23 protein-coding genes and 1 tRNA gene are annotated in these 25739 nt (G+C 61.0%); 15 read left to right on the top strand and 9 right to left on the bottom strand.

The window, feature by feature from the left end:
- Positions 1 to 90: 90 nt before the first annotated feature.
- Positions 91 to 561 (bottom strand): SRPBCC family protein, encoded by a 471-nt coding sequence (locus ACVC5H_RS03460; RefSeq protein WP_489621017.1) that lies wholly within the window; start codon positions 559 to 561, stop codon positions 91 to 93.
- 126 nt (positions 562 to 687) lie between these two features.
- Here ACVC5H_RS03460 and ACVC5H_RS03455 point away from each other — a divergent pair, with 126 nt between their 5' ends.
- The 10 genes from ACVC5H_RS03455 (at position 688) to ACVC5H_RS03410 (ending at position 10831) form a co-directional block, all read left to right on the top strand.
- Positions 688 to 2760, top strand: a complete 2073-nt coding sequence (locus ACVC5H_RS03455; protein ID WP_489621016.1) for a UvrD-helicase domain-containing protein — start codon at positions 688 to 690, stop codon at positions 2758 to 2760.
- 349 nt (positions 2761 to 3109) lie between these two features.
- Positions 3110 to 3643, top strand: coding sequence for a contractile injection system protein, VgrG/Pvc8 family (locus ACVC5H_RS03450; RefSeq protein ID WP_489621015.1), 534 nt, complete (start codon positions 3110 to 3112; stop codon positions 3641 to 3643).
- The gene (locus ACVC5H_RS03445; RefSeq protein ID WP_489621014.1) at positions 3636 to 4754 is read left to right on the top strand and encodes a T6SS immunity protein Tli4 family protein; all 1119 of its coding nucleotides are present in this window, start codon (positions 3636 to 3638) and stop codon (positions 4752 to 4754) included. Before ACVC5H_RS03450 ends, ACVC5H_RS03445 begins: the two co-directional genes overlap by 8 nt.
- Positions 4755 to 4787: 33 nt before the next feature.
- Positions 4788 to 5054 (top strand): PAAR domain-containing protein, encoded by a 267-nt coding sequence (locus ACVC5H_RS03440; RefSeq protein ID WP_489621013.1) that lies wholly within the window; start codon positions 4788 to 4790, stop codon positions 5052 to 5054.
- 261 nt (positions 5055 to 5315) lie between these two features.
- Positions 5316 to 6122 (top strand): basic amino acid ABC transporter substrate-binding protein, encoded by an 807-nt coding sequence (locus ACVC5H_RS03435; protein ID WP_489621012.1) that lies wholly within the window; start codon positions 5316 to 5318, stop codon positions 6120 to 6122.
- Between the two features lie 147 nt (positions 6123 to 6269).
- Positions 6270 to 7013, top strand: a complete 744-nt coding sequence (locus ACVC5H_RS03430) for an amino acid ABC transporter permease (protein WP_489621011.1) — start codon at positions 6270 to 6272, stop codon at positions 7011 to 7013.
- 58 nt (positions 7014 to 7071) lie between these two features.
- On the top strand, positions 7072 to 8370 hold the full coding sequence (locus ACVC5H_RS03425) for a TIGR03862 family flavoprotein (RefSeq protein WP_489621010.1): 1299 nt from the start codon (positions 7072 to 7074) through the stop codon (positions 8368 to 8370).
- Positions 8367 to 8576, top strand: coding sequence for a SlyX family protein (locus tag ACVC5H_RS03420; RefSeq protein ID WP_008332911.1), 210 nt, complete (start codon positions 8367 to 8369; stop codon positions 8574 to 8576). Before ACVC5H_RS03425 ends, ACVC5H_RS03420 begins: the two co-directional genes overlap by 4 nt.
- A 39-nt stretch (positions 8577 to 8615) precedes the next feature.
- A complete protein-coding gene (gene dinB / locus ACVC5H_RS03415; protein WP_489621009.1) occupies positions 8616 to 9770 on the top strand; it encodes a DNA polymerase IV in 1155 nt (384 codons plus the stop codon).
- A 134-nt stretch (positions 9771 to 9904) separates the two neighbouring features.
- On the top strand, positions 9905 to 10831 hold the full coding sequence (locus ACVC5H_RS03410; protein ID WP_489621008.1) for a recombination-associated protein RdgC: 927 nt from the start codon (positions 9905 to 9907) through the stop codon (positions 10829 to 10831).
- An 80-nt stretch (positions 10832 to 10911) separates the two neighbouring features.
- Here ACVC5H_RS03410 and ACVC5H_RS03405 read toward each other — a convergent pair whose 3' ends face one another.
- Positions 10912 to 11556 (bottom strand): TetR/AcrR family transcriptional regulator, encoded by a 645-nt coding sequence (locus tag ACVC5H_RS03405; protein ID WP_489621007.1) that lies wholly within the window; start codon positions 11554 to 11556, stop codon positions 10912 to 10914.
- 231 nt (positions 11557 to 11787) lie between these two features.
- Here ACVC5H_RS03405 and fusA point away from each other — a divergent pair, with 231 nt between their 5' ends.
- On the top strand, positions 11788 to 13893 hold the full coding sequence (gene fusA, locus ACVC5H_RS03400) for an elongation factor G (RefSeq protein ID WP_489621006.1): 2106 nt from the start codon (positions 11788 to 11790) through the stop codon (positions 13891 to 13893).
- Positions 13894 to 14395: 502 nt separating this feature from the next.
- Here fusA and ACVC5H_RS03395 read toward each other — a convergent pair.
- From ACVC5H_RS03395 to rpmH, 7 genes are all read right to left on the bottom strand, one after another.
- Positions 14396 to 14472, bottom strand: a tRNA-Asp gene (locus ACVC5H_RS03395).
- 110 nt (positions 14473 to 14582) lie between these two features.
- Entirely contained in the window at positions 14583 to 15176 is a 594-nt protein-coding gene (locus ACVC5H_RS03390; RefSeq protein ID WP_489621005.1) for a nitroreductase family protein, read from the bottom strand.
- A 301-nt stretch (positions 15177 to 15477) separates the two neighbouring features.
- On the bottom strand, positions 15478 to 16878 hold the full coding sequence (gene mnmE / locus ACVC5H_RS03385; RefSeq protein ID WP_489621004.1) for a tRNA uridine-5-carboxymethylaminomethyl(34) synthesis GTPase MnmE: 1401 nt from the start codon (positions 16876 to 16878) through the stop codon (positions 15478 to 15480).
- Between the two features lie 154 nt (positions 16879 to 17032).
- The gene (gene yidC / locus ACVC5H_RS03380) at positions 17033 to 18733 is read right to left on the bottom strand and encodes a membrane protein insertase YidC (protein ID WP_489621003.1); all 1701 of its coding nucleotides are present in this window, start codon (positions 18731 to 18733) and stop codon (positions 17033 to 17035) included.
- 16 nt (positions 18734 to 18749) lie between these two features.
- Positions 18750 to 19106, bottom strand: a complete 357-nt coding sequence (gene yidD, locus ACVC5H_RS03375) for a membrane protein insertion efficiency factor YidD (protein WP_338716899.1) — start codon at positions 19104 to 19106, stop codon at positions 18750 to 18752.
- Between the two features lie 17 nt (positions 19107 to 19123).
- Positions 19124 to 19537, bottom strand: a complete 414-nt coding sequence (gene rnpA, locus ACVC5H_RS03370; protein ID WP_489621002.1) for a ribonuclease P protein component — start codon at positions 19535 to 19537, stop codon at positions 19124 to 19126.
- Positions 19538 to 19563: 26 nt separating this feature from the next.
- A complete protein-coding gene (gene rpmH / locus ACVC5H_RS03365) occupies positions 19564 to 19701 on the bottom strand; it encodes a 50S ribosomal protein L34 (protein ID WP_006461360.1) in 138 nt (45 codons plus the stop codon).
- A gap of 380 nt (positions 19702 to 20081) precedes the next feature.
- On the opposite strand from rpmH, the gene ACVC5H_RS03360 reads away from it, so the two are divergent.
- From ACVC5H_RS03360 to ACVC5H_RS03345, 4 genes are all read left to right on the top strand, one after another.
- Positions 20082 to 20552 carry a hypothetical protein gene (locus ACVC5H_RS03360; protein WP_489621001.1) on the top strand — a complete coding sequence of 157 codons (471 nt, stop codon included), beginning with the start codon at positions 20082 to 20084 and terminating at the stop codon, positions 20550 to 20552.
- Between the two features lie 356 nt (positions 20553 to 20908).
- Entirely contained in the window at positions 20909 to 22831 is a 1923-nt protein-coding gene (locus ACVC5H_RS03355; protein ID WP_008332931.1) for a PrkA family serine protein kinase, read from the top strand.
- A gap of 102 nt (positions 22832 to 22933) precedes the next feature.
- The gene (locus tag ACVC5H_RS03350; RefSeq protein ID WP_489621000.1) at positions 22934 to 24202 is read left to right on the top strand and encodes a YeaH/YhbH family protein; all 1269 of its coding nucleotides are present in this window, start codon (positions 22934 to 22936) and stop codon (positions 24200 to 24202) included.
- Positions 24199 to 25728: a SpoVR family protein gene (locus tag ACVC5H_RS03345; protein WP_489620999.1), complete on the top strand. Its 1530-nt coding sequence runs from the start codon at positions 24199 to 24201 to the stop codon at positions 25726 to 25728. The genes ACVC5H_RS03350 and ACVC5H_RS03345 overlap by 4 nt, the downstream gene beginning before the upstream one ends.
- The last annotated feature ends 11 nt before the right edge of the window (positions 25729 to 25739 follow it).

Raw genomic sequence — 25739 nt, 5'->3', positions numbered from 1 at the left:
ATCATGAAAAAAAACGCGATCCGCAAGGACCGCGCTTTTTTTTTTGTGCATCAGGAAATCTGATTCAACGGCAGACCGGTTTCAGTTTCTTCAATGCAGCTCTCCGCGCTGGGTCAGCTCGCGGATGATGCGCACCGTATCGATATCGGCTTCCTGGTAGGCCGAGCGGCGGAAGTTGTCATAGAAGGCTTCTTCGCCGGTGACATCCTCGGGCTTGCCGTCGTCGTATTCAAAACGCACGAACAGGACATCGGCCTGCGGTTCCTCGATGGTCATGCTCATGCGCGAGGCCGGGATATCTCCCTGCGAGGGCACTTCGTAGAGCACCTGGATCTGCGGCAGGTAGATTACCTTGTCGATGATGACCAGTTCGCCATAGCGCAGTTCGCGGCGCACGCTGTCCAGGCTTTTTTCGGACAGACGGCAATCGTCCAGGTGCGGCATGAACAGGCGCGGCGACTCGGCGCGCAGGACCAGGCCGCGCCAGAGCTGCTCGCGGGTCAGGGAGTCGATCAGCGGATTGGCCGGATCGTTGATCTGGATGAGATGGTTGAATTTCATGGTTGCTCTCGTGATGTTGTTGCCACCGGCAATGCGGGCATTGTCCCACAGGCGCAGCCAGCCGGCGCGGGCGGGCTGCTACAATGGCGCCTCGTTTCTTCTCCTGCCCACGCCGATCGCCTCCGTATGTCCGCACCCTCCTTCGGCCTGAACAAGCCGCAAAGCGAAGCCGTCCACTACATGGCCGGGCCCTGCCTGGTGCTGGCCGGGGCCGGTTCGGGCAAGACCCGCGTGATCACGCAGAAGATCGCCCACCTGATCGAGAACTGCGGCTACGAATCGCGCAACATCGCCGCGCTGACCTTCACCAACAAGGCCGCGCTGGAAATGCAGGAGCGCATCGCCAAGCTGCTCAAGGACCCCAAGCAGGCCAAGCACCTCACGGTGTCGACCTTCCATTCGCTGGGCGTGAAGATCCTGCGGCAGGAATCCCAGCATCTGGGGCTGAAGGATCGCTTTTCAATCATGGACAGCGACGATTGTTTTTCCCTTGTGCAAGAACTGGCGGTGACCACCGACAAGGCCATCATCCGCGGCATCCAGAATGCCATCTCGCTGTGGAAGAACGGCCTGGTCGATCCCGACCTGGCCGAGAAGAACGCCCGCACCGAAGACGAAGCCCAGGCCGCGCGCATCTATCGCAGCTATGTAGCTACGCTCAAGGCTTACCAGGCAGTCGATTTCGATGACCTGATCCGCCTGCCGGTGGAACTGTTCCGCAGCAACGAGGAAGTGCGCGACCGCTGGCAGCGCAAGCTGCGCTACCTGCTCATCGACGAATACCAGGACACCAACACCTGCCAGTACGAACTGGTCAAGCTGCTGGTGACCGGCATCGGCAAGAAGCCCATGTTCACCGCCGTGGGCGACGACGACCAGGCCATCTATGCCTGGCGCGGCGCGACCATCGAGAACCTGAAACTGTTGGGCGTGGATTTCCCCAACCTGCACCTGATCAAGCTGGAACAGAACTATCGCTCCAGCACGCGCATCCTGCAGGCGGCCAACGCGGTGATCTCCAACAATCCCAAGCTGTTCGACAAGACCCTGTGGTCCGAACACGGGCTGGGGGACCCGATCACCGTCATGGCCATGGATGACGAAGAAGCCGAAGCCGACCAGATCGCCATCACGCTCTCGGCGCACCGCTTCGAGCGGCGTGCCAAGTTTGCCGATTACGCGATTCTCTATCGCGGCAACCACCAGGCGCGCATCCTGGAAAAATCCTTGCGGCGCGAACGCATTCCCTACGTGATGTCGGGCGGTCAGAGCTACTTCGATCGCGCCGAGATCAAGGACATCATTGCCTACCTGCGCCTGATCGCCAACCAGGATGATGATCCGGCCTTCATCCGCGCCGTCACCACGCCGCGCCGTGGCGTCGGCCAGGCCACGCTGGAAGTGCTGGGTACGCTGGCCGGGCAGTGGCAGTGTTCGCTCTTCGAAGCGGTCTACAAGGGCGGCCTGGAAGACAAGCTGACCGACCGCCAGTTGCTGCCGCTGCGCAAGTTCTGCGACTTCATCAATGCGCTGGAGTCGCGCGCCACCCGACCCGGTCCATCCGGTAGCGGTGAAGAGGCCGGCAAGGTGCTGGACGACATGATGGAAGCGATCAATTACGAGTTCTACCTCTACGACAGCTTCGAGGAACGCGCCGCGCAGGCGCGCTGGCAGAACGTGGTGGACTTCATCAACTGGTTGAAGGAACGCGCCTGCGGCGGCCGCGATGGTGAAGGCGAGGAAAAGAACCTGCTCGAGATCACCCAGATGGTGGCGCTCATGAGCATGCTCGAAGGGCGCGACGAAGAGCAGGATGCGGTGCGCATGTCCACACTGCATGCGTCCAAGGGGCTGGAGTTTCCGCACGTGTTTCTGGTCGGGGTGGAAGAAGGCATCCTGCCGCACAAGGGTGATCCGGATACGCCGCCCGAAGAAGCCGCTGCGCGCGTGGAAGAAGAACGCCGCCTGATGTATGTCGGCATCACCCGTGCACAACGTTCACTGCACCTGTCCTGGTGCAAGCGCCGCAAGCGCGCCAAGGAAGTGATCGAATGCCAGATCTCGCGCTTCGTCAAGGAGATGCGCCTGGATGAAGGCGAGGCGGTGCCGCAGGAAAGCGAGAAGATCACGCCGCAGGCGCGGCTGGCCAATTTGAAGGCGCTGTTGCAGAAGCCCAGGAATACGCCTGAACAGGGCTAGTCCCGCGTGCTGTTCTGCGTCTCAGGCCATGAATCTCGCTGAGGTCGCCAGCCTTGTCCGCGTAAATAATTCACGCGAAAAATAGAAATCCTTCCATTGAGAAAGCGCCTTGCGCATCGGAGACTTACGCCTTCGTCGCCCTGGACCGCTGCTGTGTTGATGCGTCCACGGGCATGGTCCGCATCCGGGACTTTCCGCAGGCAAGCACAACGCGCAGGCAATTCAGAAAAAATGCCGCGATTTCGTCCAGTTTGTTCACTGCCGTGTTCGGGATTGCACAATCTCTCAGTGGAAACCGCACGGCATGGCTCCCCCCTTGCAGAATGCTTCATCCCGCTCCCCAGCGCCCATGGGACAGCATCTCCGGCTGCTCAAGCTCGATTCCCCCCTCGGAAAAGACATCTTCCTGCCGCAACGGCTGGTGGCCAGCGAACGCCTTGACCACGGCTATGAAGTCAGCATCGATGTGCTGGCCATGCAGACCGGTATTGCGCTGGAGTCCTTGATTGCACAGCCTGTCACCCTGTGGATCAGGCAGCAAGCCCGAGACTACCTGCCCCTGCATGGCTACGTGCATACCGCAAAGCGCCTGGGCAGTGATGGCGAGATCGACTTCTGCCAGCTTGCGTTTTCTCCCTGGCTGCATTTCCTGCGCTTTCGCAAGGATGCGCGCATCAGCGAACCCGACGAAGACGGTGATGGAACAGTACCCCATCGTTCGGGAATTGCGCCTAAAGAACATCCTGGCATCAAGTCGTTACTTCGGGTTTCAGTTGGCCATGAGCCGGCTTATAAAGATTCAGACGTCGCCAGAGAATTCACCCTGCGCTCCATCGTTCAAATCGCCCAGGCAGTCAAAGGATCATCTCTGGACTATGAATGAAAAAGTCATGAGAAATAAACATCTTGGTTCTACTGGCGTGTTGCTCGCATTGATCCTTTTTACATTTTTTGCATGTCAACCTGGAACTCCAAAGCTCACTACGAAAGAAACTCAGAAGATGAATGCCATTACCGAAAAAATGACTCCGAGATGTTTTGGACGCTATCTGATCGACTTGCCAGAAAGCTTCGTTCTCAACACCGAGGGTGGTCAAGAAATCGACGGCGTCACCATTGATATCAAAGTGCAGTCAGAAGCAGAGTTCCAGCAAGCGCTCGACGCAAGAAAAAGAGTGCTCGAGTCGGAAACCCTTCTCATCGAACCAAAGACTGCAACGCTGAAGGAAATAGTTCCCCTACCCAATCGACGTGGTGTCATTTTTAATCGCGCTGAAAGCGAGTTCAATAATGTCTTCCGTATCCTCGAACTCATGGATTGGCGCGACGGCTATCAGATCAAGATGAAAATTGAAGCGAGAGATAGGCGTTACTCGAAAGAAAAATATCCTGAAGGAACGTTATTGAACACCACCCCCGAAAAGATGGCCGCCCTGCTCAACGTCTACCACCGCGCCCGCCCCCGCGGCAGCGAAATCCCCACAGGCCAGGGCACCTGCATTCTCAATGGCTTTGTCGCGGGCCCCGCCTCAAGCGCCGAAAGCATCCGCTTCTTCTACCATCTGAACGACGTCGACGATGTCTATTTCACGCTGGCGACCTTATCCGGCCCCCGGGACAACGATACGCTGCTGGACCGGATGAAATTTCTAGCGCCCATCTGGAAGACGGGCGAGGGACGCCTCATCAGGAGCGGCAGAATCCACCACGAGCTCCCCGGACAAGAGGTGCTTTACATGACCCCGGATGAACATACCAAGATTCCTGCACTCGAATTCCGCTACGAAGATACGCGCCGGGGAGATGGCGTCACCAATCCGTCGATCGACGTAGAAATGAATGTAGGCAAACGCAAACCCGAACCTGCCCCCGAGGACCCCGACGAGCGTGCCTACCCACCGCCCATCCTCACCCCCAGCCTGAGCGAAGCCGAAGCCATCCACCTGTGGGACAAGGTGATCCCGACGCTACGCACACGCCCGGGCGCATTCTGATCCGTCCATTCTCTTCCTTCAAGAAAGCCCTTGATGCCGCTGCCCATCATCCGTCTCGGCGACGCCACCTCACATGGTGGCAAGGTAATCTCCGCCTCTCCCACCCACACCCTCCACGGCATCGGCATCGCCCGTGTCGGTGACCTGGTGAGTTGCCCGCAAAAAGGGCATGGCACCAATCCGATCATCGAAGGCGCGCCAACCTGGCTGATCGGCGGACGCATGGTGGCCTTGCAAGGACATCGATCGGCCTGCGGCTGTACCCTCATTTCCAGCCTGGCCACGGCCTCTTATGGCTGACTGACCGTGCCGGCTCATGTTCAGGGCCGGCAGAATTTCCTCCAGCCCGTGCCGAAAATTGCAGGGAGGCCACGTTATGGCCTCGTTGTGGTCTATTTCCTTGTCCATTTTGACGCGTAACCACCCTCCCTCCATCCCGGGCGGTTTACAATGCCGCCTGCAAAAAAATCCCCGAGTTCCACCCAAGCAACACCGCCCGCCGTGCCATCCGCGCAGTCTGCCTCTGTTGCCCTCAACCATTCCAGACAAGGAAATCAAGCAATGATCAAGATGTTCTCCCACCACGCCCGTACGCTGGCGCTGACCGCTGGCTTCGTCGGCATGCTGGGCCTGGCCGCCTGCGGCAAGCAGGACGACAAGACCGCTGCAGCACCGCAAGCCGCTGCCGCCCGCGTCTACGTGGTCGGCGTGGAATCGGCCTACGCCCCCTTCTCCTCGGAAAACGAACAGAAGGAAGTGGTCGGCTTCGACATCGACATCATGAAGGCCCTGGCCAAGAAGATCGGCATCGAGGTCAAGTTCGTGCCCACGCCCTTCGAAGGTTTCTTCAATTTCCTCGCGCAAGGTGACCGCGACCTGCTGATCTCGGCCATCACCATCACCGACGAGCGCAAGAAGACCGTGGCCTTCTCCGAGCCCTACTTCGTGGCCACCCAGACCATCGCCCTGCCCGCCGCCGATACCAAGGTCAGCAAGATGACTGACCTCAAGCCCCTGACCGTGGGCACCCAGAGCGCTACTTCCGGCGACGAACTGGTGCAGCAGGTGCTGGGCAAGAACAGCGCCAGGATCAAGCGCTTCGACTCCACCCCGCTGGCCCTGAAAGAACTGGAAAGCGGTGGCGTCGACGCGGTCGTGGCCGATGAACCGGTGGTCAAGAACTACATCGCCAACAACCCCAACAGCAAGCTGCGTACCGTCACCGATCCGGATTTCCCCAAGGAAGACTACGGCATCGCCGTGCGCAAGGATGATCCGGAACTGCTGGCCAAGATCAACAAGGGCCTGGCCGAGATGAAGGCCGATGGCAGCTTCGCGGCCATCAGCGCCCAATACTTCGGCAAGTAATCCGGCAGCTCGCGCATCGCTCATCTGATCCTCCAGAGGATTGGATGAGTGCATGACTGCATGATTGCCTGACCTGGCAGCAAGACGGTGGTCCGATGCCACCGTCCCGTTTTGTCTCCCCCTCTTCAATCACCAATCGAGTCCGACATGGATTTCCGCTGGAGCATCATCCAAGGCTACGCGCCGCTGTTCGCCAAGGGCGTTCTCATGACCTTGCAGGTGTCGCTGATCAGTATCCTGATCGGCACCGTGATCGGCTTGCTGGTGGGCATGCTGCGCCTGGCCGACGTGCCGCACGGTGGCTGGAAATGGCCGCTCAAGGTCTTGCGCTGGCTGGCCGGCTTCTACGTGGCCTTCTTCCGGGGCACGCCGCTGTTCGTGCAGATCATGCTGATCCACTTCGCGGTGATGCCGCTGCTGGTGCAGCAGGAACATGGTTTGCTCATCACCGGCGAACTGGCGCGCACCATCAAGCAGGACTACGGCGCCTTCCTCTCCGGTACCGTCGCGTTGTCGCTCAATGCGGGGGCCTACATCTCCGAGATCTTCCGCGCCGGCATCCAGTCCATCGAACGCGGGCAGTCCTATGCCGCCGCCAGCCTGGGCATGAACTACGGCCTGACGATGCGCTACGTGGTACTGCCGCAGGCGTTTCGCCGCATGCTGCCACCGCTGGGCAACGAGGCCATCACGCTGTTGAAGGATTCCTCTCTGGTCTCGGCCATCGGCCTGGCCGAACTGGCCTATGCGGCACGCACCGTGGCCGGTACCTATGCGCGCTACTGGGAACCGTACATCACCATTTCCATCCTGTATTTCTCCATGACCATCTGCCTGGCGCTGGTGGTGGCACGCCTGGAAAGCAGGTACAGCGCGCCGCATCGCCGCTGAGTGCACGGATGGCGTGCGCTGGTGGCGGGCGAGCGGTATCATGCCGCGCATGACATCGATGCATACTCTCCCCCAACTCGCGCCTGGCCTCCGCCGCGTGGCCGTGATCGGCGCCGGTCCGGCCGGCCTGATGGCGGCCGAAGTCCTGGCCGCACAAGGCGCCGCCGTGGACGTCTACGACGCCATGCCCTCGGCCGGCCGCAAGTTCCTGCTGGCCGGACGCGGCGGCATGAACATCACGCACTCCGAACCGCAACCCGACTTCCTGCCGCGCTACGGCAACCGTCGCGAACAGGTCGCGCCCTTCGTGCGCCGCTTCGATGCCGACCAGTTGCGCGACTGGATACACGGACTGGGCATCGAGACCTTCGTCGGCAGCTCCGGCCGGGTCTTCCCGCGCGAGATGAAGGCCGCACCGCTGCTGCGCGCCTGGCTGCATCGCTTGCGTGAAGCCGGCGTGCACTTCCACATGCGCCATCGCTGGCTGGGCTGGCAGGACGACGGCGCGCTGCGTTTCGCCCATCCCGACGGCGCAAGCGAAGTCCGCGCCGATGCCGTGGTGCTGGCCCTGGGCGGGGCCAGCTGGCCGCGCCTGGGCTCGGACGGCAGCTGGGTTCCGCTGCTGCAGGCCCGCCAGGTCGAGGTGGCGCCGCTGCAGCCGGCCAACTGCGGTTTCGAACTGGACTGGAGCGAACATTTCCGCAGCCGCTTCGCCGGCGAGCCGGTCAAGCCGGTCGTGGCCAGTACGGCGCTGCCCAGTGGCGGCGTGCAGAATCGCCGGGGCGAATTCATCATCACTGCCGAAGGCATTGAGGGCAGCCTGGTCTATGCCATGTCCTCGGCGCTGCGCGACACCATCGCCAGCGAAGGTACGGCCCGCCTGTACCTGGACCTGCTGCCGGACTGGCCGCTGGAAAAGGTGGAAGCCGAACTGGCCCACCCGCGCGGTGCGCGTTCGCTCTCCAGCCATCTGCAAAGCCGCCTGCATCTCAAGGGCGTCAAGGCCGGACTGTTGCGCGAACTGCTCAGCAAGGAGGACGTCGCCGACATGGGCAAGCTGGCCCGCGCCATCAAGGCCTTGCCGCTGACGCTGCTGCGCACGCGGCCCATCGCCGAAGCCATCAGCAGCGCCGGTGGCGTGAGCTTCGAGGCGCTCGATGATGCGCTGATGCTGCGCGCCCTGCCCGGGGTCTTCTGCGCCGGCGAGATGCTGGACTGGGAAGCCCCCACCGGCGGCTACCTGCTCACCGCCTGCTTTGCCACCGGCCGCGCCGCCGCCGCTGGCGTGCTGCACTGGCTCATCAGCGACGACCGCGCCGCTGGCCTGTGCACCTCATCCAAGGAAGAACACAAGTGACCCAAGACGACCGCCTCATCGATCTGGAAATGAAGATCGCCCATCAGGAACACCTGCTGGACGAACTGAACCAGACCGTCTATCGCCAGGAAAAGAAGATCGAGGAACTGGACATGCTGCTGCACGCCCTGGCCAAGCGCTTCAAGGAATTGTCCGACACCAGCCAGGACCGCGCGGCCGCCAACGAAAAGCCGCCGCACTACTGAGCGCAGCGCCCGCCTCTTTTTTCTGTCTCGCGCAAGACCATGGCTAATGACCGCCGCATCGCCCACCTCGACATGGATGCTTTCTATGCCTCGGTGGAATTGCTGCGCTATCCCGAACTGCGCGGCCAGGCCGTGGTGATCGGCGGCGGCTCGGCCACGCGCCCGGTGGAGCTGCCCGATGGCACGCGCCAGTATTTCCGCATGCGCGACTATGCCGGACGCGGCGTGGTCACCACCTCCACCTACGAGGCCCGCGCCCTTGGGGTGTTCTCGGCCATGGGCATCATGAAGGCCGCGCAGCTAGCGCCGGAGGCGATCCTGCTGCCGACCGACTTCGAGGCCTATCGCAGATACTCGCGCCTGTTCAAGGAAGCGGTGCGCAACATCGCGCCCTTGATCGAGGATCGCGGTATCGATGAAATCTATATCGATCTCTCGGCCTGGCCCGATACCGCGCATGAGGTCGCGCGGCAGATCAAGGACGCCGTGCACGCGGCCACCGCACTGACCTGCTCCATTGGCGTGGCACCCAACAAGATGCTGGCCAAGATCTCTTCCGAACTGGACAAGCCCAACGGCCTGACCATTCTCACGCCCGAGGATATCGAGCGCCGCATCTGGCCGCTGCCCGCGCGCAAGATCAACGGCATCGGCCCCAAGGCGGCCGAGAAGCTGGGGGCGCTCGGCATCGAGACCGTGGCCGACCTGGCGCGCGCCTCACCCGATTTGCTGCGCGCGCATTTCGGCCGCAGCTATTCAGAATGGCTGGGGCGCGTAGCCAAAGGCATTGATGACCGGCCAGTGCAAACCTATTCGGAACCCAAGTCGATCAGCCGCGAAACCACCTTCGAACGCGACCTGCATGCGCGCACCGACCGCGCGCAACTCTCCGAAATATTCACCGCCCTGTGCGTCAAGCTGGCCGGCGACCTGGAGCGCAAGGGCTATGTCGGACGCACCATCGGCATCAAGCTCAAGTACGCCGATTTCCGTGGCGTCACGCGCGACATGACGCTGCCCTCGCCCACCGGCGACGCTGCCACCATCCGCCAGGCCGCAGGCGAATGCCTCAAGCGCGTGCCGCTGGAAAAGAAGCTGCGCCTGCTGGGCGTGCGGGTCGGTGCGCTGTCCAGAAAGGATGAGCTTGCCGTTACGGCACCGGCGCTGCAGGCGGAGCTGCCTTTTGCTGACTGACATGTTTTGTGCGTTTCGTCGAGCCCGCGCCACAAGAGAAAATTTAGACGCAAGCATGGACAATCCGACATCGCTTGCCAGGGAACGGGCGTGTAAAATCTCCCCCTTTCCCTCTTTCCCTGCTCCGGAAGCCTATGTGGTTCAAGAATCTCCAGATCTACCGTCTGCCCGCACCGTGGGCGATCACCGCCGACGAACTCGAATCCCATCTCGCACCGCAGGCCTTCACCGCCTGCTCCAGCCTGGACATGCAGAGCCAGGGCTGGGTGCCGCCGCGCAACAATGAAAAACTGGTGCACGTGGTCAACCGCCAGTTGCTGATGAAGCTCGACACCGAAAAGAAACTGCTGCCTTCTACCGTCATCAACCAGGTCACCAAGGCCCGCGCTGCCGAGCTGGAAGAACAGCAAGGTTTCCCGCCGGGCCGCAAACAGACCAAGGAACTGAAGGAGCAGGTCACCGATGAGCTGCTCCCTCGCGCCTTCTCGGTGGTGCGCAGCACCTGGGTGTGGATCGATCCGGTCAATGGCTGGCTGCTGGTCGATGCCGGCTCGCCCTCCAAGGCCGAGGAAGTGTTGAAGCTGCTGTTCAAGGCCATCCCCAAGTTCCCGCTGGAGACCTTGCGCACCGTGATGTCGCCGGCTGCCGCCATGACCGACTGGCTGGCCAGCGACGAAGCGCCCAACGGCTTCACCGTGGACCAGGATACCGAACTGCGCTCCACCGCCGAAAGCAAAGCCACCGTGCGCTACGTGCGCCACACGCTGGAAGCCGAAGACATCCGCCGCCACATCGAAGCCGGCAAGCAGTGCACGCGCCTGGCGCTGACCTGGGCGGACAAGGTGTCCTTCGTGCTGACCGAGAACCTCTCGGTCAAGCGCATCGCGCCGCTGGACGTGCTCAAGGAAGATAGCGAAATCGCCGGCAAGAATGACGACGAGCGCTTCGATGGCGACTTCATGCTGATGGCGGGTGAGCTGGCCAAGCTGCTCTCCGCGCTGGTCGATGCACTGGGAGGCCAACTGAAGGAAAACGACGGAACGCTGGCGCAGGCAGCCTGAGCGGCAGGCCGCGTTTCTCGCAGCATGACGACGGGAGCCCACGGGCTCCCGTTTTTCATGGGCGCAACACTGATAATGGATCAGTGATCCTGGCAGGAAGGCGCGACCAGCACGTTTTCCAGCGGCAGCATCGCGTGCTCCAGCGTCGCGGCCAGCCGCGCATTGGAAACGCCATCGCGCGCACCCAGCGCCATCCCGTTGAGAAAGCTGGTATAGAAATCTCCCAGGGCCGTGACGTCGGCATCGGCGCGGATCTCCCCTTCACGCTGGGCCTGCAGCAGGCGTGCGCGGATTTCATTGCGGCGCTTGTGGCGGCGTTGCGAGAGGGCATCAGTGAGCTCGCTGTTCTCGGAGGAACAGTTGATGGCTGCAATCACCACCATGCATCCTTTTCCTGCCGGCATGCCCGGTACGGTTGTCTTGCCCGAATACATGCGCACGCTGGCGCGCAGCATGGCGTAGAGGTCTTCGCGGATGCCCTTGCCGGCCTGCAACAGCCGCAGCGGTTCGGCGCTGATGGTGCGCGAATAGAGCTCCACGGCTTCCCGGAAAAGCGCATCCTTGTCACCAAAGGCAGCATAGAGGCTGGGTGCCTTCACGCCGATGGTCTCGGTCAGGTCGGCCAGGGTGGTGCCCTCAAAGCCCTTGCTCCAGAACAATTGCAGGGCCTGGTGCAGCGCCTGTTCACGGTCGAAGCTGCGCGGCCGTCCGCGGGTTTTTATCATCGGTATCCTTTGCGGGGTATTACCCCTGGCGGTAATGGTATTGCCTGGCAGTGTAGTTTATTTTAGCAATGGTTACAAAAATAAATCGCCAGCCCTTGAAGTTTGGCAATGACATTCCTATTATCTAAGGCTCGCTACATAAATAAACGGTGGCGAGCAATATCATTAATCAAACATTAACCCGGCAGTACTGAACCCAGCATTTGACGGCACCCATCGAAAGGACATGCCATGAGCCGCAAGACCCGAATAGAAAACTACCGCAACATCGGTATCAGCGCGCATATCGACGCGGGCAAGACCACGACCACCGAGCGCATTCTTTTTTATACGGGTGTGAACCACAAGATCGGTGAAGTGCATAACGGTGCGGCCACCATGGACTGGATGGAGCAGGAGCAGGAACGCGGCATCACCATCACCTCGGCCGCCACCACGGCCTTCTGGAAGGGCATGGCCGGCAATTACCCCGAGCATCGCATCAACATCATCGACACCCCGGGCCACGTGGATTTCACCATCGAGGTGGAACGGTCCATGCGCGTGCTCGATGGCGCGGTGATGGTGTATGACTCGGTGGGCGGCGTGCAGCCGCAGTCCGAGACCGTCTGGCGCCAGGCCAACAAGTACAAGGTGCCGCGCATCGCCTTCGTCAACAAGATGGACCGCATCGGCGCGGACTTCTTCCGCGTGCAGAAGCAGATCGAGGAACGCCTGAAAGGCAAAGCCGTTCCCATCCAGATTCCGGTGGGTGCGGAAGACCATTTCTCGGGCGTGATCGATCTGGTCAAGATGAAAGCCATCATCTGGGACGAGGCCAGCCAGGGCGTGCTGTTCAAGTACGAAGACATCCCGCTGGAGCTGGAGGACACCGCACGCCAGTGGCGCGACCATATGGTCGAGCAGGCCGCCGAGGCCAATGAGGAACTGCTGGAGAAATATCTCTCCGGCAATCCCCTGACCGAAGACGACATCAAGCGCGGCCTGCGCCTGCGCACGGTGGCCAACGAGATCGTGCCGATGCTGGCCGGCAGCGCCTTCAAGAACAAGGGCGTGCAGGCCATGCTGGATGCGGTGATCGATTACCTGCCCTCGCCCGTCGACGTGCCGGCCATTGCCGGGCATGGCGAAGATGACAGCGAGATCGAGCGCCATCCCTCGGACGAGGAACCGTTCTCGGCGCTGGCCTTCAAGATCATGACCGATCCCTTCGTGGGGCAGCTGACCTTCTTCCGCGTGTATTCCGGCATCGTCAATTCGGGCGATACGGTCTACAACCCGGTCAAGGGCAAGAAGGAACGCCTGGGCCGCATCCTGCAGATGCACGCCAACGAGCGCAAGGAAATCAAGGAAGTGTTTGCGGGTGACATCGCCGCCGCCGTGGGCCTGAAGGACGTGACCACCGGCGACACGCTGTCGGACCCGGAACATCCCATCATCCTGGAGCGCATGATCTTCCCCGAGCCGGTGATCTCGCAGGCGGTGGAACCGAAGACCAAGGCCGACCAGGAAAAGATGGGCATCGCCCTGAACCGCCTGGCGCAGGAAGATCCGTCCTTCCGCGTGCATACCGACGAGGAATCGGGCCAGACCATCATGTCGGGCATGGGCGAGCTGCACCTGGAAATTTTGGTGGACCGGATGAAGCGCGAGTTCAACGTCGAGGCCACGGTGGGCAAGCCGCAGGTGGCTTATCGCGAGGCGATCCGCAAGGCGGTGGAAGATGTCGAGGGCAAGTTCGTCAAACAGTCCGGTGGACGCGGGCAGTACGGCCACGTGGTCATCAAGCTGGAACCGCAACCGGCCGGCAAGGGCTATGAATTCGTCGATGCCATCAAGGGTGGCGTGGTCCCGCGCGAATTCATCCCGGCGGTTGACAAGGGTATCCAGGAATCGCTGAAAGCGGGCGTGCTGGCGGGTTATCCGGTGGTGGACGTGAAGGCCACGCTGACCTTCGGTTCGTACCACGACGTCGACTCCAACGAGAACGCCTTCCGCATGGCCGGCTCGATCGCCTTCAAGGAAGCGATGAAGCGCGCCGGTCCGATGCTGCTGGAGCCGATGATGCAGGTCGAGGTGGAAACGCCCGAGGAATTCATGGGCAACGTGATGGGCGACCTGTCATCACGGCGCGGGATGGTGCAGGGCATGGAAGACATGGTGGGCGGCGGCAAGCTGGTGCGTGCTGAAGTCCCGTTGTCGGAAATGTTCGGCTACTCGACCACGCTGCGCTCACTCTCGCAGGGGCGTGCGACGTACTCGATGGAGTTCAAGCACTATGCCGAGGCGCCGCGGCAGGTGGTGGAGCAGTTGTCGGGGAGCAAGGCGAAGAGCTGATTGGACAGGCGGCAAGAGGGCTGCGAACTTGCTGGCCTGATCAACCTGAAACCGTTCGGACTGAGTAGGCCCGTTAGGGCCGTATCGAAGACGCGCTGACGGTGCGCCCCGTCGGCGAGCTCAGGACAGGCTTCGATACGCGGCGATGCCGCTACCCAGGACGAACGGCAGTAAAAGCGCAAAAACAAAAACGCCCCATTCTTTCGAATGAGGCGTTTTATCTGGCGGAGCGGACGGGGCTCTCTCTCTTACACAAGCGCAGGCGGCTCCCTCCACTCCGCAGTTTTTGCTTCGCAAAAACAAAAATGCCCCGTTCTTGCGAACGGGGCATTTTATCTGGCGGAGCGGACGGGGCTCTCCTACACAAGCGCAGGCCGCGGAATCGCTTGCAAGCGATTCCCTTCTCGCCCCGCCGGGAGCCGCGCAGGCGGCTCCCTCCACTCCGCAGTTTTTGCTTCGCAAAAACAAAAATGCCCCGTTCTTGCGAACGGGGCATTTTATCTGGCGGAGCGGACGGGGCTCGAACCCGCGACCCCCGGCGTGACAGGCCGGTATTCTAACCAACTGAACTACCACTCCTAAAACCGTCTCAGCTGTCGTTGCTTGCTGAAAGATCGCTATTATAGGAGAGGCTTTTTAAAAAAGCCAGGCCTTTTTTAGAAAATTGCGAAATATTTTACGAGCAGGCCTTATGCCTTGAACTTGCCCTCGAATGCCAGCTTCGAGAGCGGTTCGCGCGGGCTCGGGACTTCGCGGGCCTGCAGGCCTTCCGGCAGGATGGACTTGTCGCCCAGCTTGCCCACCACCACCATGGCTTCCACCGAGAATTCGGCCGGCACGTTCAACTCGGTACGAGCGCGGTCCTTGTCGAAACCGGCCATGCCGTGCGCATGCCAGCCGGACAGCGACGCCTGCAGCGCCAGGTAGCCCCAGGCCGAGCCAGTGTCGAAGGAGTGGGTCGGCGCAGGAACGGCTTCCGTGGCGCCCGGAGGAACCATCACGGTACGCGACAGCACCACGATCAGCGCGGACGCATTGGCGCACCAGCTACGGTTGAATTCGTTCAACAGACCCAGCAGGCTTTCCCAGGCCGGGGTGCCACGGCGGGCGTAGACGAAGCGCCAGGGCTGCGCATTGTAGGCCGAGGGCGCCCAGCGGGCGGCTTCCAGGAAAGTCAGGACGGTTTCTTCGGAGATCTCGGCACCGTTGTAGGCGCGCGGGGACCAGCGGTTCAGGAATTGCGGATCAATGGGATAGTCGGCATTGCGCGGATTGGCGGACATGTTCTTTTTCCTGTGAAGAGAGTTGAAGGGATGAATTCAGGCAGCAGGCATATTAGCAGCGCCGTCCCTTTGCTGCAGAGCCTGGACAAAACGGTATGGACATAAAAAAACCCGCGCACCTTGCGGTGGCGGGTTAAATCCAATTCTCAGGGGTGATGAATTGGAGGGGGAGGAACTTCAGAATAACGATGCCCCTTCGCCCCCTCCAACCTTTTTACATGCTGTAACACTCGTTGCAATTGTGCAGTGGAATGTGGGGAAGCTGTCAGGAAGCGCTTCCCGCCTCCTTGATCAGCTCGCCCTACTTGCCGATACAAAACCGCGAAAAAATCACCCCCAGCAAATCATCCGGCGTGAACTTGCCGGTGATGCTGGACAAACGTTCCTGCGCCAGACGCAGCTCTTCCGCAAACAGATCCAGCGCATGCTCGCCGGCCTCGTTGTCCAGCGCCGCATGCGCGGCCGCTTGGGCCAGATGCTCATCAGCTGCCTTGAGCGCCAGCAGATGGCGCTCACGCGCGAGGTAGCGCGACTCCACCGTCTGCTGCCAGCCCGCAATGCGCAGCAGCTCGGCGCGCAGCAAGTCCACGCCCTGCCCTTCGGCCGCCGACAGATAGACGTGGGTGGCGTCGTGCATCTTGTCCACCGCCGGCTTGTGGCCGGAGCGGTCGATCTTGTTCCAGATGCGGATGATGGGTACGCCTTCAGGAAAGCGCGCGGTGATCTTCTCATCTTCCAGCGTAGGGCCACGGTCAGCGTCCAGCATGTGCAGGATCACGTCGGCCTTGGCCACCTCGGCCCAGGTGCGCTCGATGCCGATGCGCTCGACCTCATCCGGGCCGCTGCCATCTTCGCCGGCTTCGCGGATACCGGCCGTGTCGATGATGTTGAGCGGCATGCCTTCGATCTGGATGGTCTGCGTTACCTTGTCGCGCGTGGTGCCGGCGATGGGCGTGACGATGGCCACGTCGGAGCCGGCCAGCACGTTCAGCAGCGAAGACTTGCCCACATTGGGCTTGCCGGCCAGTACCGCATTCAAGCCATCCCGCAACAAGGCGCCCTGGGCCGCATGCTTGAAGACGTCTTCCAGCGTGGCGCGGATGGTGGCCAGCTGGCCACGGGCATCGCTCTGCTTCAGGAAATCAATCTCTTCCTCGGGAAAATCCAGCGTCGCTTCCACCAGCATGCGCAAGCGCGTGACCTGATCCACCAGTTCGTGGATCACTTTGGAGAAGGCGCCCGAGAGCGATTCGGAGGCCGACTTGGCCGCTGCCTCGGTGGTCGCTTCGATCAGGTCGGCCACGGCCTCGGCCTGGGCCAGATCGATCTTGTCGTTGAGGAAGGCGCGCTGGGTGAATTCGCCCGGCTCGGCCAGGCGCAGGCCGATCTCGCCGCCGGCCTGCACGCAGCGCGCCAGCAGCATCTGCATCACCACCGGGCCGCCGTGGCCCTGCAGTTCGAGCACGTCCTCGCCCGTATAGGAATGCGGCGCCGGGAAATGGATCGCCAGGCCCTGGTCGATGGCGCTGCCGTCTTCATTGAGGAAGGGCAGATAAGTGGCATGGCGCGGCGCCAGGCTGTCGCGGCCGCACACGGCGCGGATCACCGGTGCCAGGTTCTTGCCGGAGATGCGGACCACGCCGATGCCGCCGCGGCCGGGTGCGGTAGCGATGGCGGCAATGGGAGAAGAATCGAAAGTCATCTGCGAATACTTGTTGTTGTGTTGAGGTGAGCCCGCCGCTGCATCCCCCTCGGAGCAGCGGCGTAAAGCCATGTTAAACCTGCTTGCGCTGTACGACCGAAAAAAAACCCGTGGATTCCACGGGTTTTTCTCTTGATGGGCTGCAAGAACCGGCTTACTTGGTCTTGCCGCTCTCGATGTTGCGGGTGATCACCCATTGCTGCGCGATCGACAGGATGTTGTTGGTCACCCAGTACAGCACCAGGCCGGACGGGAAGAAGAAGAACATGAACGAGAACACCAGCGGCATGAACATCATCACCTTGGCCTGCACCGGATCCGGCGGGGTCGGGTTCAGCTTGGTCTGCAGGAACATCGACGCCGCCATGATGATCGGCAACAGGCCGATAGGCATGTTGAAGTAGGGGATGGTGCCGAACAGACGGTCAGGCGCGGTCAGGTCATGCACCCAGCCCAGCCACGGCGCGCCGCGCATTTCCACCGATGCCAGCAGCACCGAGTACAGCGAGATGAACACCGGAATCTGGATCACGATGGGCAGGCAGCCGCCCAGCGGGTTGATCTTCTCGGTCTTGTAGAGCGCCATCATCTCGCGGTTCATGGCCTGCGGATCCGCCTTGTGGCGTTCGCGGATGGCCTGCATCTTGGGCGAGACCGCCTTCATCTTGGCCATGCTGCGATAGCTGGCGGCCGACAGCGGGAAGAACACCAGCTTGATCAGCACGGTCAGCAGGATGATGGTCCAGCCCCAGTTGCCCACCAGGTTGTGGATGTGGGTCATCAGCCAGAAGATCGGCTCGGCGATCACGGTCAGGTGGCCGTAGTCGCGCACCAGGTCCAGGCCCGGGGCAATCGCCTGCAGGGTCTTGGAGATGGTCGGGCCGGAATACAGCTGGCTGTCCATGGTCACGCTGGCGTTGGGGGCCACGGTACCCAGCGGCAGGATGGAACCGACCGCGTACAGGTTGTCGCCGACCTTCTTGCTGAAGATGTCGCGCTGCGCGTTCTCGGGCGGGATGAAGGCCGAGACGAAGTAGTGCTGCACCATGGCGATCCAGCCATTGTCCGCCTTGTTGACGTGCTGCTGCTTGCCATTGGCGATCTTCTCGAAGTCCAGCTTCTCGAAGTGCTCGGCGTTGCTGTAGACCGCAGGACCGGTGAAGGTGCTGTAGAAGTGCGATTCGCCGCCCGGCTTGTTGCCGTCGCGCACCAGTTGCAGGTACAGCGAAGGATTGATGGCCGCGCCCGTGGTGTTGGTCACGGTGTGCTTGACGTCGATGAGGTAGCTGTCGCGCTTGAAGGTGTAGGTCTTGGTCAGCTTCACGCCACCTTCCTCGGCCACCAGCACCAACTGCACTTCATTGCCGTTGTCCAGCGAACGCGGGCCCGGCTGTGCGGTGAAGATGGTCTTGTGGTTGGGGAAGGGACCGCCGATCAGGCCCGATTCGGCCAGGTACATGTGGCCGGGTTCGGAATCGAACAGCACCACGTTCTTGGTGGGGTCCACCACGTCGGGTTGCTTCAACAGTTCCAGGCGCTTCAACTCACCGCCCACGGTATCGATGCTGGCCTTGACCAGGTCGGTGGTAATGGTGATGGTTTCACCCTTGGTGGCGGCAGCCACGTCAGCACCGGGGACGGCACCAGGTGCCGGTGCCGGCGTGCCGGCCTGCGGCACCGGGGAGCCGGTCGGGCTGGCGGTCGGTGCGGCCGGATTGGCGGCGGCTTGCTCCTGAGTCGGGGTGGCCGACGGGAAGAACATCGACTGATGTCCGTTATGGCGCATCCAGCCATCCCAGAGCAGCAGCAGGGAGAAGGAGAATACAACCCACAGGACGGTACGTTTGATATCCATATGCGTATTGATGAGTTCAGGAGTGGCTGCAACCGTCAGCGGCCACAGGGGGAGACATCCGCGCCACCGAAGCCGGTAGCGCAGTGGTCGGGGAATCGGGAACGGCAGTCGACGAAGACGGACCTCTTGCCTCTGCCTCGGCCTGCGCACGTGCCTCGGCCGAGCCCGGCACGAAGTCCAGGCCACCGGCATGCCAGGGATGGCACTTGCACAGGCGCTTGCCGGCCAGGAGGCTGCCCTTGAGCGCGCCATGCAGACGCACGGCCTCGGCAGCATAGTCGGAACAGCTGGGATAGAAACGGCAATTCTGCCCCAGGAAAGGGCTCACTCCCAGCTTGTAGGCACGTAACAGCAGGAGCAAAGGCGTCTTCATCACTTCCTGTTTCCTGGCTATTTCCTGGCGAACGCGGGGGCGCTCGGCAGGAAGGCGAACAATTGCGTCAGTTCAGCCCGTAGCAGGGCCTTGACGGCCGCGCTGCGGGCGGGATCTTTCCTGGTGTTGACCGGGCGCGACAGGCGCACGATGCAGTCCACGGCAGGCAGTTCAGCCTGGCGAAACAGCTCGCGCGTGGCCCGCTTGATCGTGTTGCGGGTGACCGCACGCGGTGCCAGCCGCTTGGCCGCCACGACGCCCAGACGGGCCTGCGACAGACTGTTGCGGCGTGCGTACAACACGAAATGCTCGGTACGATACACGGGGCGCAAACGAAAAACGGATGAAAACTCATCCGTTTTAACGATTCGCCGATCGCGTGGGAAGTCGCCTGCTTGACGTGCTGGAAGCGGTGAACGGACGTCCGTCACACGAAACGGCAGCGCAAAGCCCCGGCTTAAACTGCAGCCAGACGCTTGCGGCCCTTGGCGCGACGGGCGTTGATCACGGCACGGCCGCCACGGGTGGCCATACGGGCACGGAAACCATGGGTACGCTTGCGACGCACGACGGAAGGTTGGTAAGTACGTTTCATGTTGGACTCGCTAAGTTGGGCTGCCTTGGAGCAAACAGCAAAAATAAATCGGAATTCTGGAACCGCTTTCGGTGTGCCTGTTCCGCATCACCGATGCCCTGCCGCCCACCAAGCCGGCAGCCCCTGCATCGCTGACACCATTAACTCTGTTGGCCTCTGCCGCCTCCCGGTGGCTACCTGGGTAATCGACCGGTGGGCAACTGAAACAGCACTGCGACGGCACCGCGCGCAATTCTTCAGATGGTGAACCCTGAATTAGACTGCATTTTCTACTTAGCTGTCAATGACTTATGCGCTTTTGCACCCTCCCCGGCGCGCCCGACGGCCGGGTTCGGCCCCGCAGCGTGGCGGAATTGCAAAAATGCCCGGAAACAGGCCCTATGAAGTTGCTTGCAGGAAATCACCCCGGATTCAACACAAGCCTTCAGCTCATGCACATCCCTCATGAACAAAACGGGGACAGCCCATGCGCGCCGCGCATGAACAAATCTGTAAATCATCTAAAGCATTTTTGCAGCGCCGCTGAACGTCCTTGCACGCCAGCCGGGATGAGGCGGATCAGCAACAGAGAGGCAGCCCAATCGCCCCCGTTACAAAAAAGATGCTTCGCGCTGGCTGCACCCTGCAATATGTCAACCATGGCTGGCACGATTCCAGCTATAAGGGGATATGAAGCAAAGAGATCGGTGCGAGGGAAATGCGAATTGCACCGGCAGGAGGAGAACGGCAGCATCGGCAGGACCAGCCTTCCTGGCCTGCTCAACCGCCCTGCAGGCATTGTCCGCCTGTTTTCTCCCGCCGGCTATCAGGGTTTTCACGATGGCGCGCTGCGCGAAAATAGCGCACCGTGAGGTCAACCGCTGAAGCAATCCGCACATTGAAAGAGCATGAAGTGAAACTCTCTTTGCGTCTGCCTGCGCAGGCCAAGGATCAAGACTTCACCCCAATGGGCGGGAAAGCGCAAAAAAATCCTGGCTCTGATGAACAAAGCTGCACTAGAGGGATCATCAAGCACAGACAAAAAAAGGAATAGAATAAAACCACGATGTGAAAACATCTTCACATCGTGCTGTAGAAGCTACGGCTTTCAAAGAACACACCGGCAATGACGCAGTACAGAGTCACCGACGCGTTCTTCGATAACCGCAGATGGCAAGTCCAGACATATGAATCTGTTTCGTACTTTTTTGAGAGCGACGGAGGTGGTATGGATATCTACAGCAGCTTTGCAAGCCGGTTCGACAAGACCAGAGAAGAAGAATTATCGCTTGAAGAGTATCTGAATCTTTGCAAGAACGACCCGGCAGTCTATGCATCGGCTGCCGAACGGATGCTGATGGCCATCGGCGAGCCGGAGAAGGTCGATACCCGGGAAGATCCGCGCCTCTCGCGCATCTTTGCCAACAAGGTCATCAAGGTCTATCCCGCCTTCAAGGAATTCTATGGCGCGGAAGAAGTGATCGAGCAGGTTGTTTCGTATTTCCGCCATGCCGCGCAAGGCCTGGAAGAGAAGAAGCAGATCCTCTACCTGCTGGGTCCGGTCGGTGGCGGCAAGTCCTCCATCGCCGAACGTCTCAAGCAGTTGATGGAGCAGGTGCCCTTCTATTCCATCAAGGGTTCGCCGGTCAACGAATCCCCGCTGGGCCTGTTTGATTACGACGAAGACGGCCCCATCCTCGAAGAGCAGTACGGCATCCCGCGCCGCTATCTCAAACCCATCCTGAGCCCCTGGGCGGTCAAGCGCCTGCACGAGTACAACGGCGATATCCGCCAGTTCCGTGTGGTCAAGCGCTATCCGTCCATCCTGCGCCAGATCGGCATTTCCAAGACTGAGCCGGGCGATGAAAACAACCAGGACATCTCCACGTTGGTGGGCAAGGTCGATATCCGCAAGCTGGAACAATATTCGCAGGACGATGCCGACGCCTACAGCTATTCGGGCGGCCTGTGCCTGTCCAACCAGGGCCTGCTGGAATTCGTGGAAATGTTCAAGGCGCCCATCAAGGTGCTGCACCCGCTGTTGACGGCCACGCAGGAAGGTAACTTCAAGGGCACCGAAGGTTTTGGTGCGATCCCCTTCGATGGCGTCATCCTGGCCCACTCCAACGAATCGGAATGGAAGGCCTTCCGCAACAACAAGAACAATGAAGCGCTGCTGGACCGCATCTTCATCGTCAAGGTGCCTTACTGCCTGCGCGTATCCGAAGAAATCAAGATTTACGAAAAGCTGATCCGCAGCTCTTCGCTGGGCAAGGCGACATGCGCCCCCGGCACGCTGAAGATGATGGCGCAGTTCTCGGTACTGACGCGCCTGAAGGAACCGGAAAACTCCAGCCTCTTCTCCAAGATGCAGGTCTATGATGGCGAGAACCTGAAGGATACCGACCCCAAGGCCAAGTCCTATCAGGAGTATCGAGACTATGCCGGCGTCGATGAAGGCATGAACGGTATCTCCACGCGCTTCGCCTTCAAGATCCTTTCGCGCGTGTTCAACTTTGATACCACCGAGGTAGCGGCCAATCCGGTGCACCTGATGTACGTGCTGGAGCAGCAGATCGAGCGCGAGCAGTTCCCGCAGGAAGTCGAGCAGAAATATCTCTCCTTCGTGAAGGACACGCTGGCCTCGCGCTATGCCGAATTCATCGGCAAGGAAATCCAGACGGCCTATCTGGAGTCGTATTCGGAATATGGCCAGAACGTCTTCGACCGTTACGTCACCTATGCCGACTTCTGGATCCAGGACCAGGAATACCGCGATCACGATACCGGCGAGAGCTTCGACCGCGCGGCCCTGAATGCGGAACTGGAAAAGATCGAGAAGCCGGCCGGCATCAGCAATCCCAAGGACTTCCGCAACGAGATCGTCAACTTCGTGCTGCGTGCGCGGGTCAACAACGGTGGCAAGAATCCGCTGTGGACCAGCTATGAAAAACTGCGCGTGGTGATCGAGAAGAAGATGTTCTCCAACACCGAAGACCTGTTGCCGGTGATTTCCTTCAACGCCAAGGGCTCCACCGAAGAAATGCAGAAACACGAAGACTTCGTCAACCGCATGGTCAGCAAGGGCTACACGCCCAAGCAGGTACGCCTGCTGTGCGAATGGTACCTGCGCGTGCGCAAGTCCTCGTAAGCGCCGCTGTTGCGCATCGCCCGCTGCATGCGTGGCGATGCGCGCGGCGACCCTTCGGCGCCGTGCGCCTGGCGCACCGCCGACCACTAGCAGGAGAACCGAGTGCTGCATCAGATCATCGACCGCAGGCTGGCTGGCAAGAACAAGAGCATCGCCAACAGGGAGCGCTTCCTGCGGCGCTTCAAGGGGCATATCCAACGTTCGGTGGCGGACGCCGTGCGCGACCGCAGCATTACCGACCTGGAAAAATCGAAGAGCATCAGCATCCCGCGCAAGGATGTCTCTGAGCCCTTCTTCCATCACGGCAAGGGCGGCAAGCGCGAAGCCGTGCATCCGGGCAACCAGGATTATCTGCAGGGTGACCGCATCCCGCGCCAGAACGGGGGCAGCGGCGGCGGTGGCGGCAGCAGTGCCAGCAATGACGGCGAAGGCCAGGACGATTTCACCTTCGAACTGACCCGCGAAGAATTCATGCATTACTTCTTCGAGGATCTGGAACTGCCGCGCCTGGTGGAAACCAACCTGCTGCAGGTCCCCAACTGGAAGAACCAGCGCGCCGGTTATTCGGTCGACGGTTCGCCCAACAACATCGACGTGGTGCGCTCGCTGCGTTCCTCCCTGGGCCGCCGCATCGCCCTGGGCGGGCCGCTGCAGCGGCAGCTCGATGCGGCCGAAGAAGCGCTGGCCGAGATGAAGCGCAAGCCCGGGGAGCACAGCGCCGATATCCCGCTGCTGGAAGAAGAGGTGAAGCACCTGCGCGCCCGCATCCTGCGCATCCCCTTCATCGATCCCTTCGACCTGCGCTATGTGAACCGGGTGCGCCAGCCGCAACCGTCCAGCCGCGCGGTGATGTTCTGCGTCATGGACGTGTCGGGCTCGATGGATGAGCAGCGCAAGGATTTGTCCAAGCGCTTCTTCATCCTGCTCTATCTGTTCCTGACACGTAACTACGAACACATCGAAGTGGTCTTCATCCGCCATCACACGCGCGCCGATGAGGTCGATGAAAACACCTTCTTCCATTCGCAGGAAAGCGGCGGTACCGTGGTCTCCAGCGCCCTGGAGCTGATGCACGACATCATCACCAAGCGCTATTCGCCCAGCGAATGGAACATCTATGGCGCACAGGCCTCGGACGGCGACAACTGGAACGACGACTCCCCCAAGTGCCGCGAACTGCTGGAGTCCGCCATCCTGCCGCTGACGCGCTACTTCGCCTACATCCAGGTGGCCGAGCCGGAACAGAACCTGTGGACCGAGTACATGCAGCTGATCGAATCGCATCCGCACTTCGCCATGAAGAAGGTGCAATCGGCCGCCGAGATCTACCCGGTCTTCCGCGAACTCTTTGAAAAGCAGGTGCACGCATGAACAGCCGCTTCAAGCATGACCCGCTGCCTTGCCCCTCGGACTGGAGCTTCGAGCTCATCGAGCGCTACAACGAGGAAATCGCACGCGTAGCCAAGGGTTACGAGCTGGACATCTACCCCATCCAGCTGGAGATCATCTCGGCCGAACAGATGATGGACGCCTATGCCTCGCACGGCATGCCGGTCAATTACCGGCACTGGTCCTACGGCAAGCATTTCATGCTGACCGAGCGCGACTACAAGCGCGGACAGATGGGCCTGGCCTATGAGATCGTCATCAATTCGGACCCCTGCATCGCCTACCTGATGGAAGAGAACACGATGACCATGCAGGCGCTGGTCATCGCGCACGCGGCCTATGGTCACAACTCCTTCTTCAAGGGCAACTATCTGTTCCAGCTGTGGACCGATGCCAGCGCCATCATCGATTACCTGGTGTATGCGCGCAATTACATCGCCGAGTGCGAGGAACGGCACGGCTTTGAACGCGTGGAGGAATTGCTGGACTCCTGCCACGCGCTGATGAATTACGGCGTGGACCGCTACAAGCGCCCGCAACGCCTCTCGCTGGCGCAGGAAAAGGCGCGCCAGCGCGAACGCGAAGCCTACATGCAATCGCAGGTCAACGAACTGTGGCGCACCTTGCCGGCCAAGAAGGAAACGGCGGCCGCCGCCGTGGAAGGCCGCTTCCCGTCCGAGCCGCAGGAGAACCTGCTGTATTTCGCGGAGAAGAATGCGCCCCTGCTAGAGCCGTGGGAACGCGAGGTCATCCGCATCGTGCGCAAGGTCGGCCAGTATTTCTATCCACAGCGCCAGACCCAGGTGATGAATGAGGGCTGGGCCACCTTCTGGCATTACACGCTGTTGAACACGCTCTATGACCAGGGCCGCCTGACGGATGGCTTCATGATGGAATTCCTGCATTCGCACAGCAATGTGGTGTTCCAGCCGCCCATCACCAAACCGTATTACAACGGCATCAATCCATATGCACTGGGCTTCTCGATGATGAGCGACATCCGTCGCATCTGCGAGAACCCCAGCGACGAAGACCGCGAGTGGTTCCCTGACATTGCCGGACGCAACTGGCTCGACACCCTGCAATACGTGATGCGCAACTACAAGGACGAGAGCTTCATCGCGCAATATCTCTCGCCCAAGCTCATGCGCGACATGCGCATGTTCGCCGTGCTGGATGATGAGGCCCGCAGCGAGATCGAGGTCTCGGCCATCCACAACGAGCGCGGTTTCCAGTACGTGCGCCAGGCGCTGTCACGGCAGTACGACATCAACCATCGCGAACCCAACATCCAGGTCTGGTCGGTCAACACGCGCGGCAACCGCAGCCTGACGCTGCGCCACTTCCGCAGCGATGGCCGCTCGCTGGGCGACAGTACCAATGAAGTGCTGCGCCACATGGCGCGGCTGTGGCAGTTCGACGTCTATCTCGAAAGCGTGGACGACAACGGCTACATCGTGCAGCGCTATGAATGCGTGGCCGAGAACCGGTATGCGCTGCGTTCATGACTGAAATCCGT

The organism is Herbaspirillum sp. Her3, from assembly GCF_057961275.1.
The sequence above is the reverse complement of the archived record's forward strand: the minus strand, read 5'-3'. Positions and strand labels throughout refer to the sequence as shown.

What these genes read in the sequence shown, in the direction of transcription:
- ACVC5H_RS03460 (WP_489621017.1), bottom strand. Translation starts at nt 561, where the DNA reads ATGAAATTCAACCATCTCATCCAGATCAACGATCCGGCCAATCCGCTG.
- ACVC5H_RS03455 (WP_489621016.1), top strand. Translation starts at nt 688, where the DNA reads ATGTCCGCACCCTCCTTCGGCCTGAACAAGCCGCAAAGCGAAGCCGTC.
- ACVC5H_RS03450 (WP_489621015.1), top strand. Translation starts at nt 3,110, where the DNA reads ATGGGACAGCATCTCCGGCTGCTCAAGCTCGATTCCCCCCTCGGAAAA.
- ACVC5H_RS03445 (WP_489621014.1), top strand. Translation starts at nt 3,636, where the DNA reads ATGAATGAAAAAGTCATGAGAAATAAACATCTTGGTTCTACTGGCGTG.
- ACVC5H_RS03440 (WP_489621013.1), top strand. Translation starts at nt 4,788, where the DNA reads ATGCCGCTGCCCATCATCCGTCTCGGCGACGCCACCTCACATGGTGGC.
- ACVC5H_RS03435 (WP_489621012.1), top strand. Translation starts at nt 5,316, where the DNA reads ATGATCAAGATGTTCTCCCACCACGCCCGTACGCTGGCGCTGACCGCT.
- ACVC5H_RS03430 (WP_489621011.1), top strand. Translation starts at nt 6,270, where the DNA reads ATGGATTTCCGCTGGAGCATCATCCAAGGCTACGCGCCGCTGTTCGCC.
- ACVC5H_RS03425 (WP_489621010.1), top strand. Translation starts at nt 7,072, where the DNA reads ATGCATACTCTCCCCCAACTCGCGCCTGGCCTCCGCCGCGTGGCCGTG.
- dinB (WP_489621009.1), top strand. Translation starts at nt 8,616, where the DNA reads ATGGCTAATGACCGCCGCATCGCCCACCTCGACATGGATGCTTTCTAT.
- ACVC5H_RS03410 (WP_489621008.1), top strand. Translation starts at nt 9,905, where the DNA reads ATGTGGTTCAAGAATCTCCAGATCTACCGTCTGCCCGCACCGTGGGCG.
- ACVC5H_RS03405 (WP_489621007.1), bottom strand. Translation starts at nt 11,556, where the DNA reads ATGATAAAAACCCGCGGACGGCCGCGCAGCTTCGACCGTGAACAGGCG.
- fusA (WP_489621006.1), top strand. Translation starts at nt 11,788, where the DNA reads ATGAGCCGCAAGACCCGAATAGAAAACTACCGCAACATCGGTATCAGC.
- ACVC5H_RS03390 (WP_489621005.1), bottom strand. Translation starts at nt 15,176, where the DNA reads ATGTCCGCCAATCCGCGCAATGCCGACTATCCCATTGATCCGCAATTC.
- mnmE (WP_489621004.1), bottom strand. Translation starts at nt 16,878, where the DNA reads ATGACTTTCGATTCTTCTCCCATTGCCGCCATCGCTACCGCACCCGGC.
- yidC (WP_489621003.1), bottom strand. Translation starts at nt 18,733, where the DNA reads ATGGATATCAAACGTACCGTCCTGTGGGTTGTATTCTCCTTCTCCCTG.
- yidD (WP_338716899.1), bottom strand. Translation starts at nt 19,106, where the DNA reads ATGAAGACGCCTTTGCTCCTGCTGTTACGTGCCTACAAGCTGGGAGTG.
- rpmH (WP_006461360.1), bottom strand. Translation starts at nt 19,701, where the DNA reads ATGAAACGTACTTACCAACCTTCCGTCGTGCGTCGCAAGCGTACCCAT.
- ACVC5H_RS03360 (WP_489621001.1), top strand. Translation starts at nt 20,082, where the DNA reads ATGAAGTTGCTTGCAGGAAATCACCCCGGATTCAACACAAGCCTTCAG.
- ACVC5H_RS03355 (WP_008332931.1), top strand. Translation starts at nt 20,909, where the DNA reads ATGGATATCTACAGCAGCTTTGCAAGCCGGTTCGACAAGACCAGAGAA.
- ACVC5H_RS03345 (WP_489620999.1), top strand. Translation starts at nt 24,199, where the DNA reads ATGAACAGCCGCTTCAAGCATGACCCGCTGCCTTGCCCCTCGGACTGG.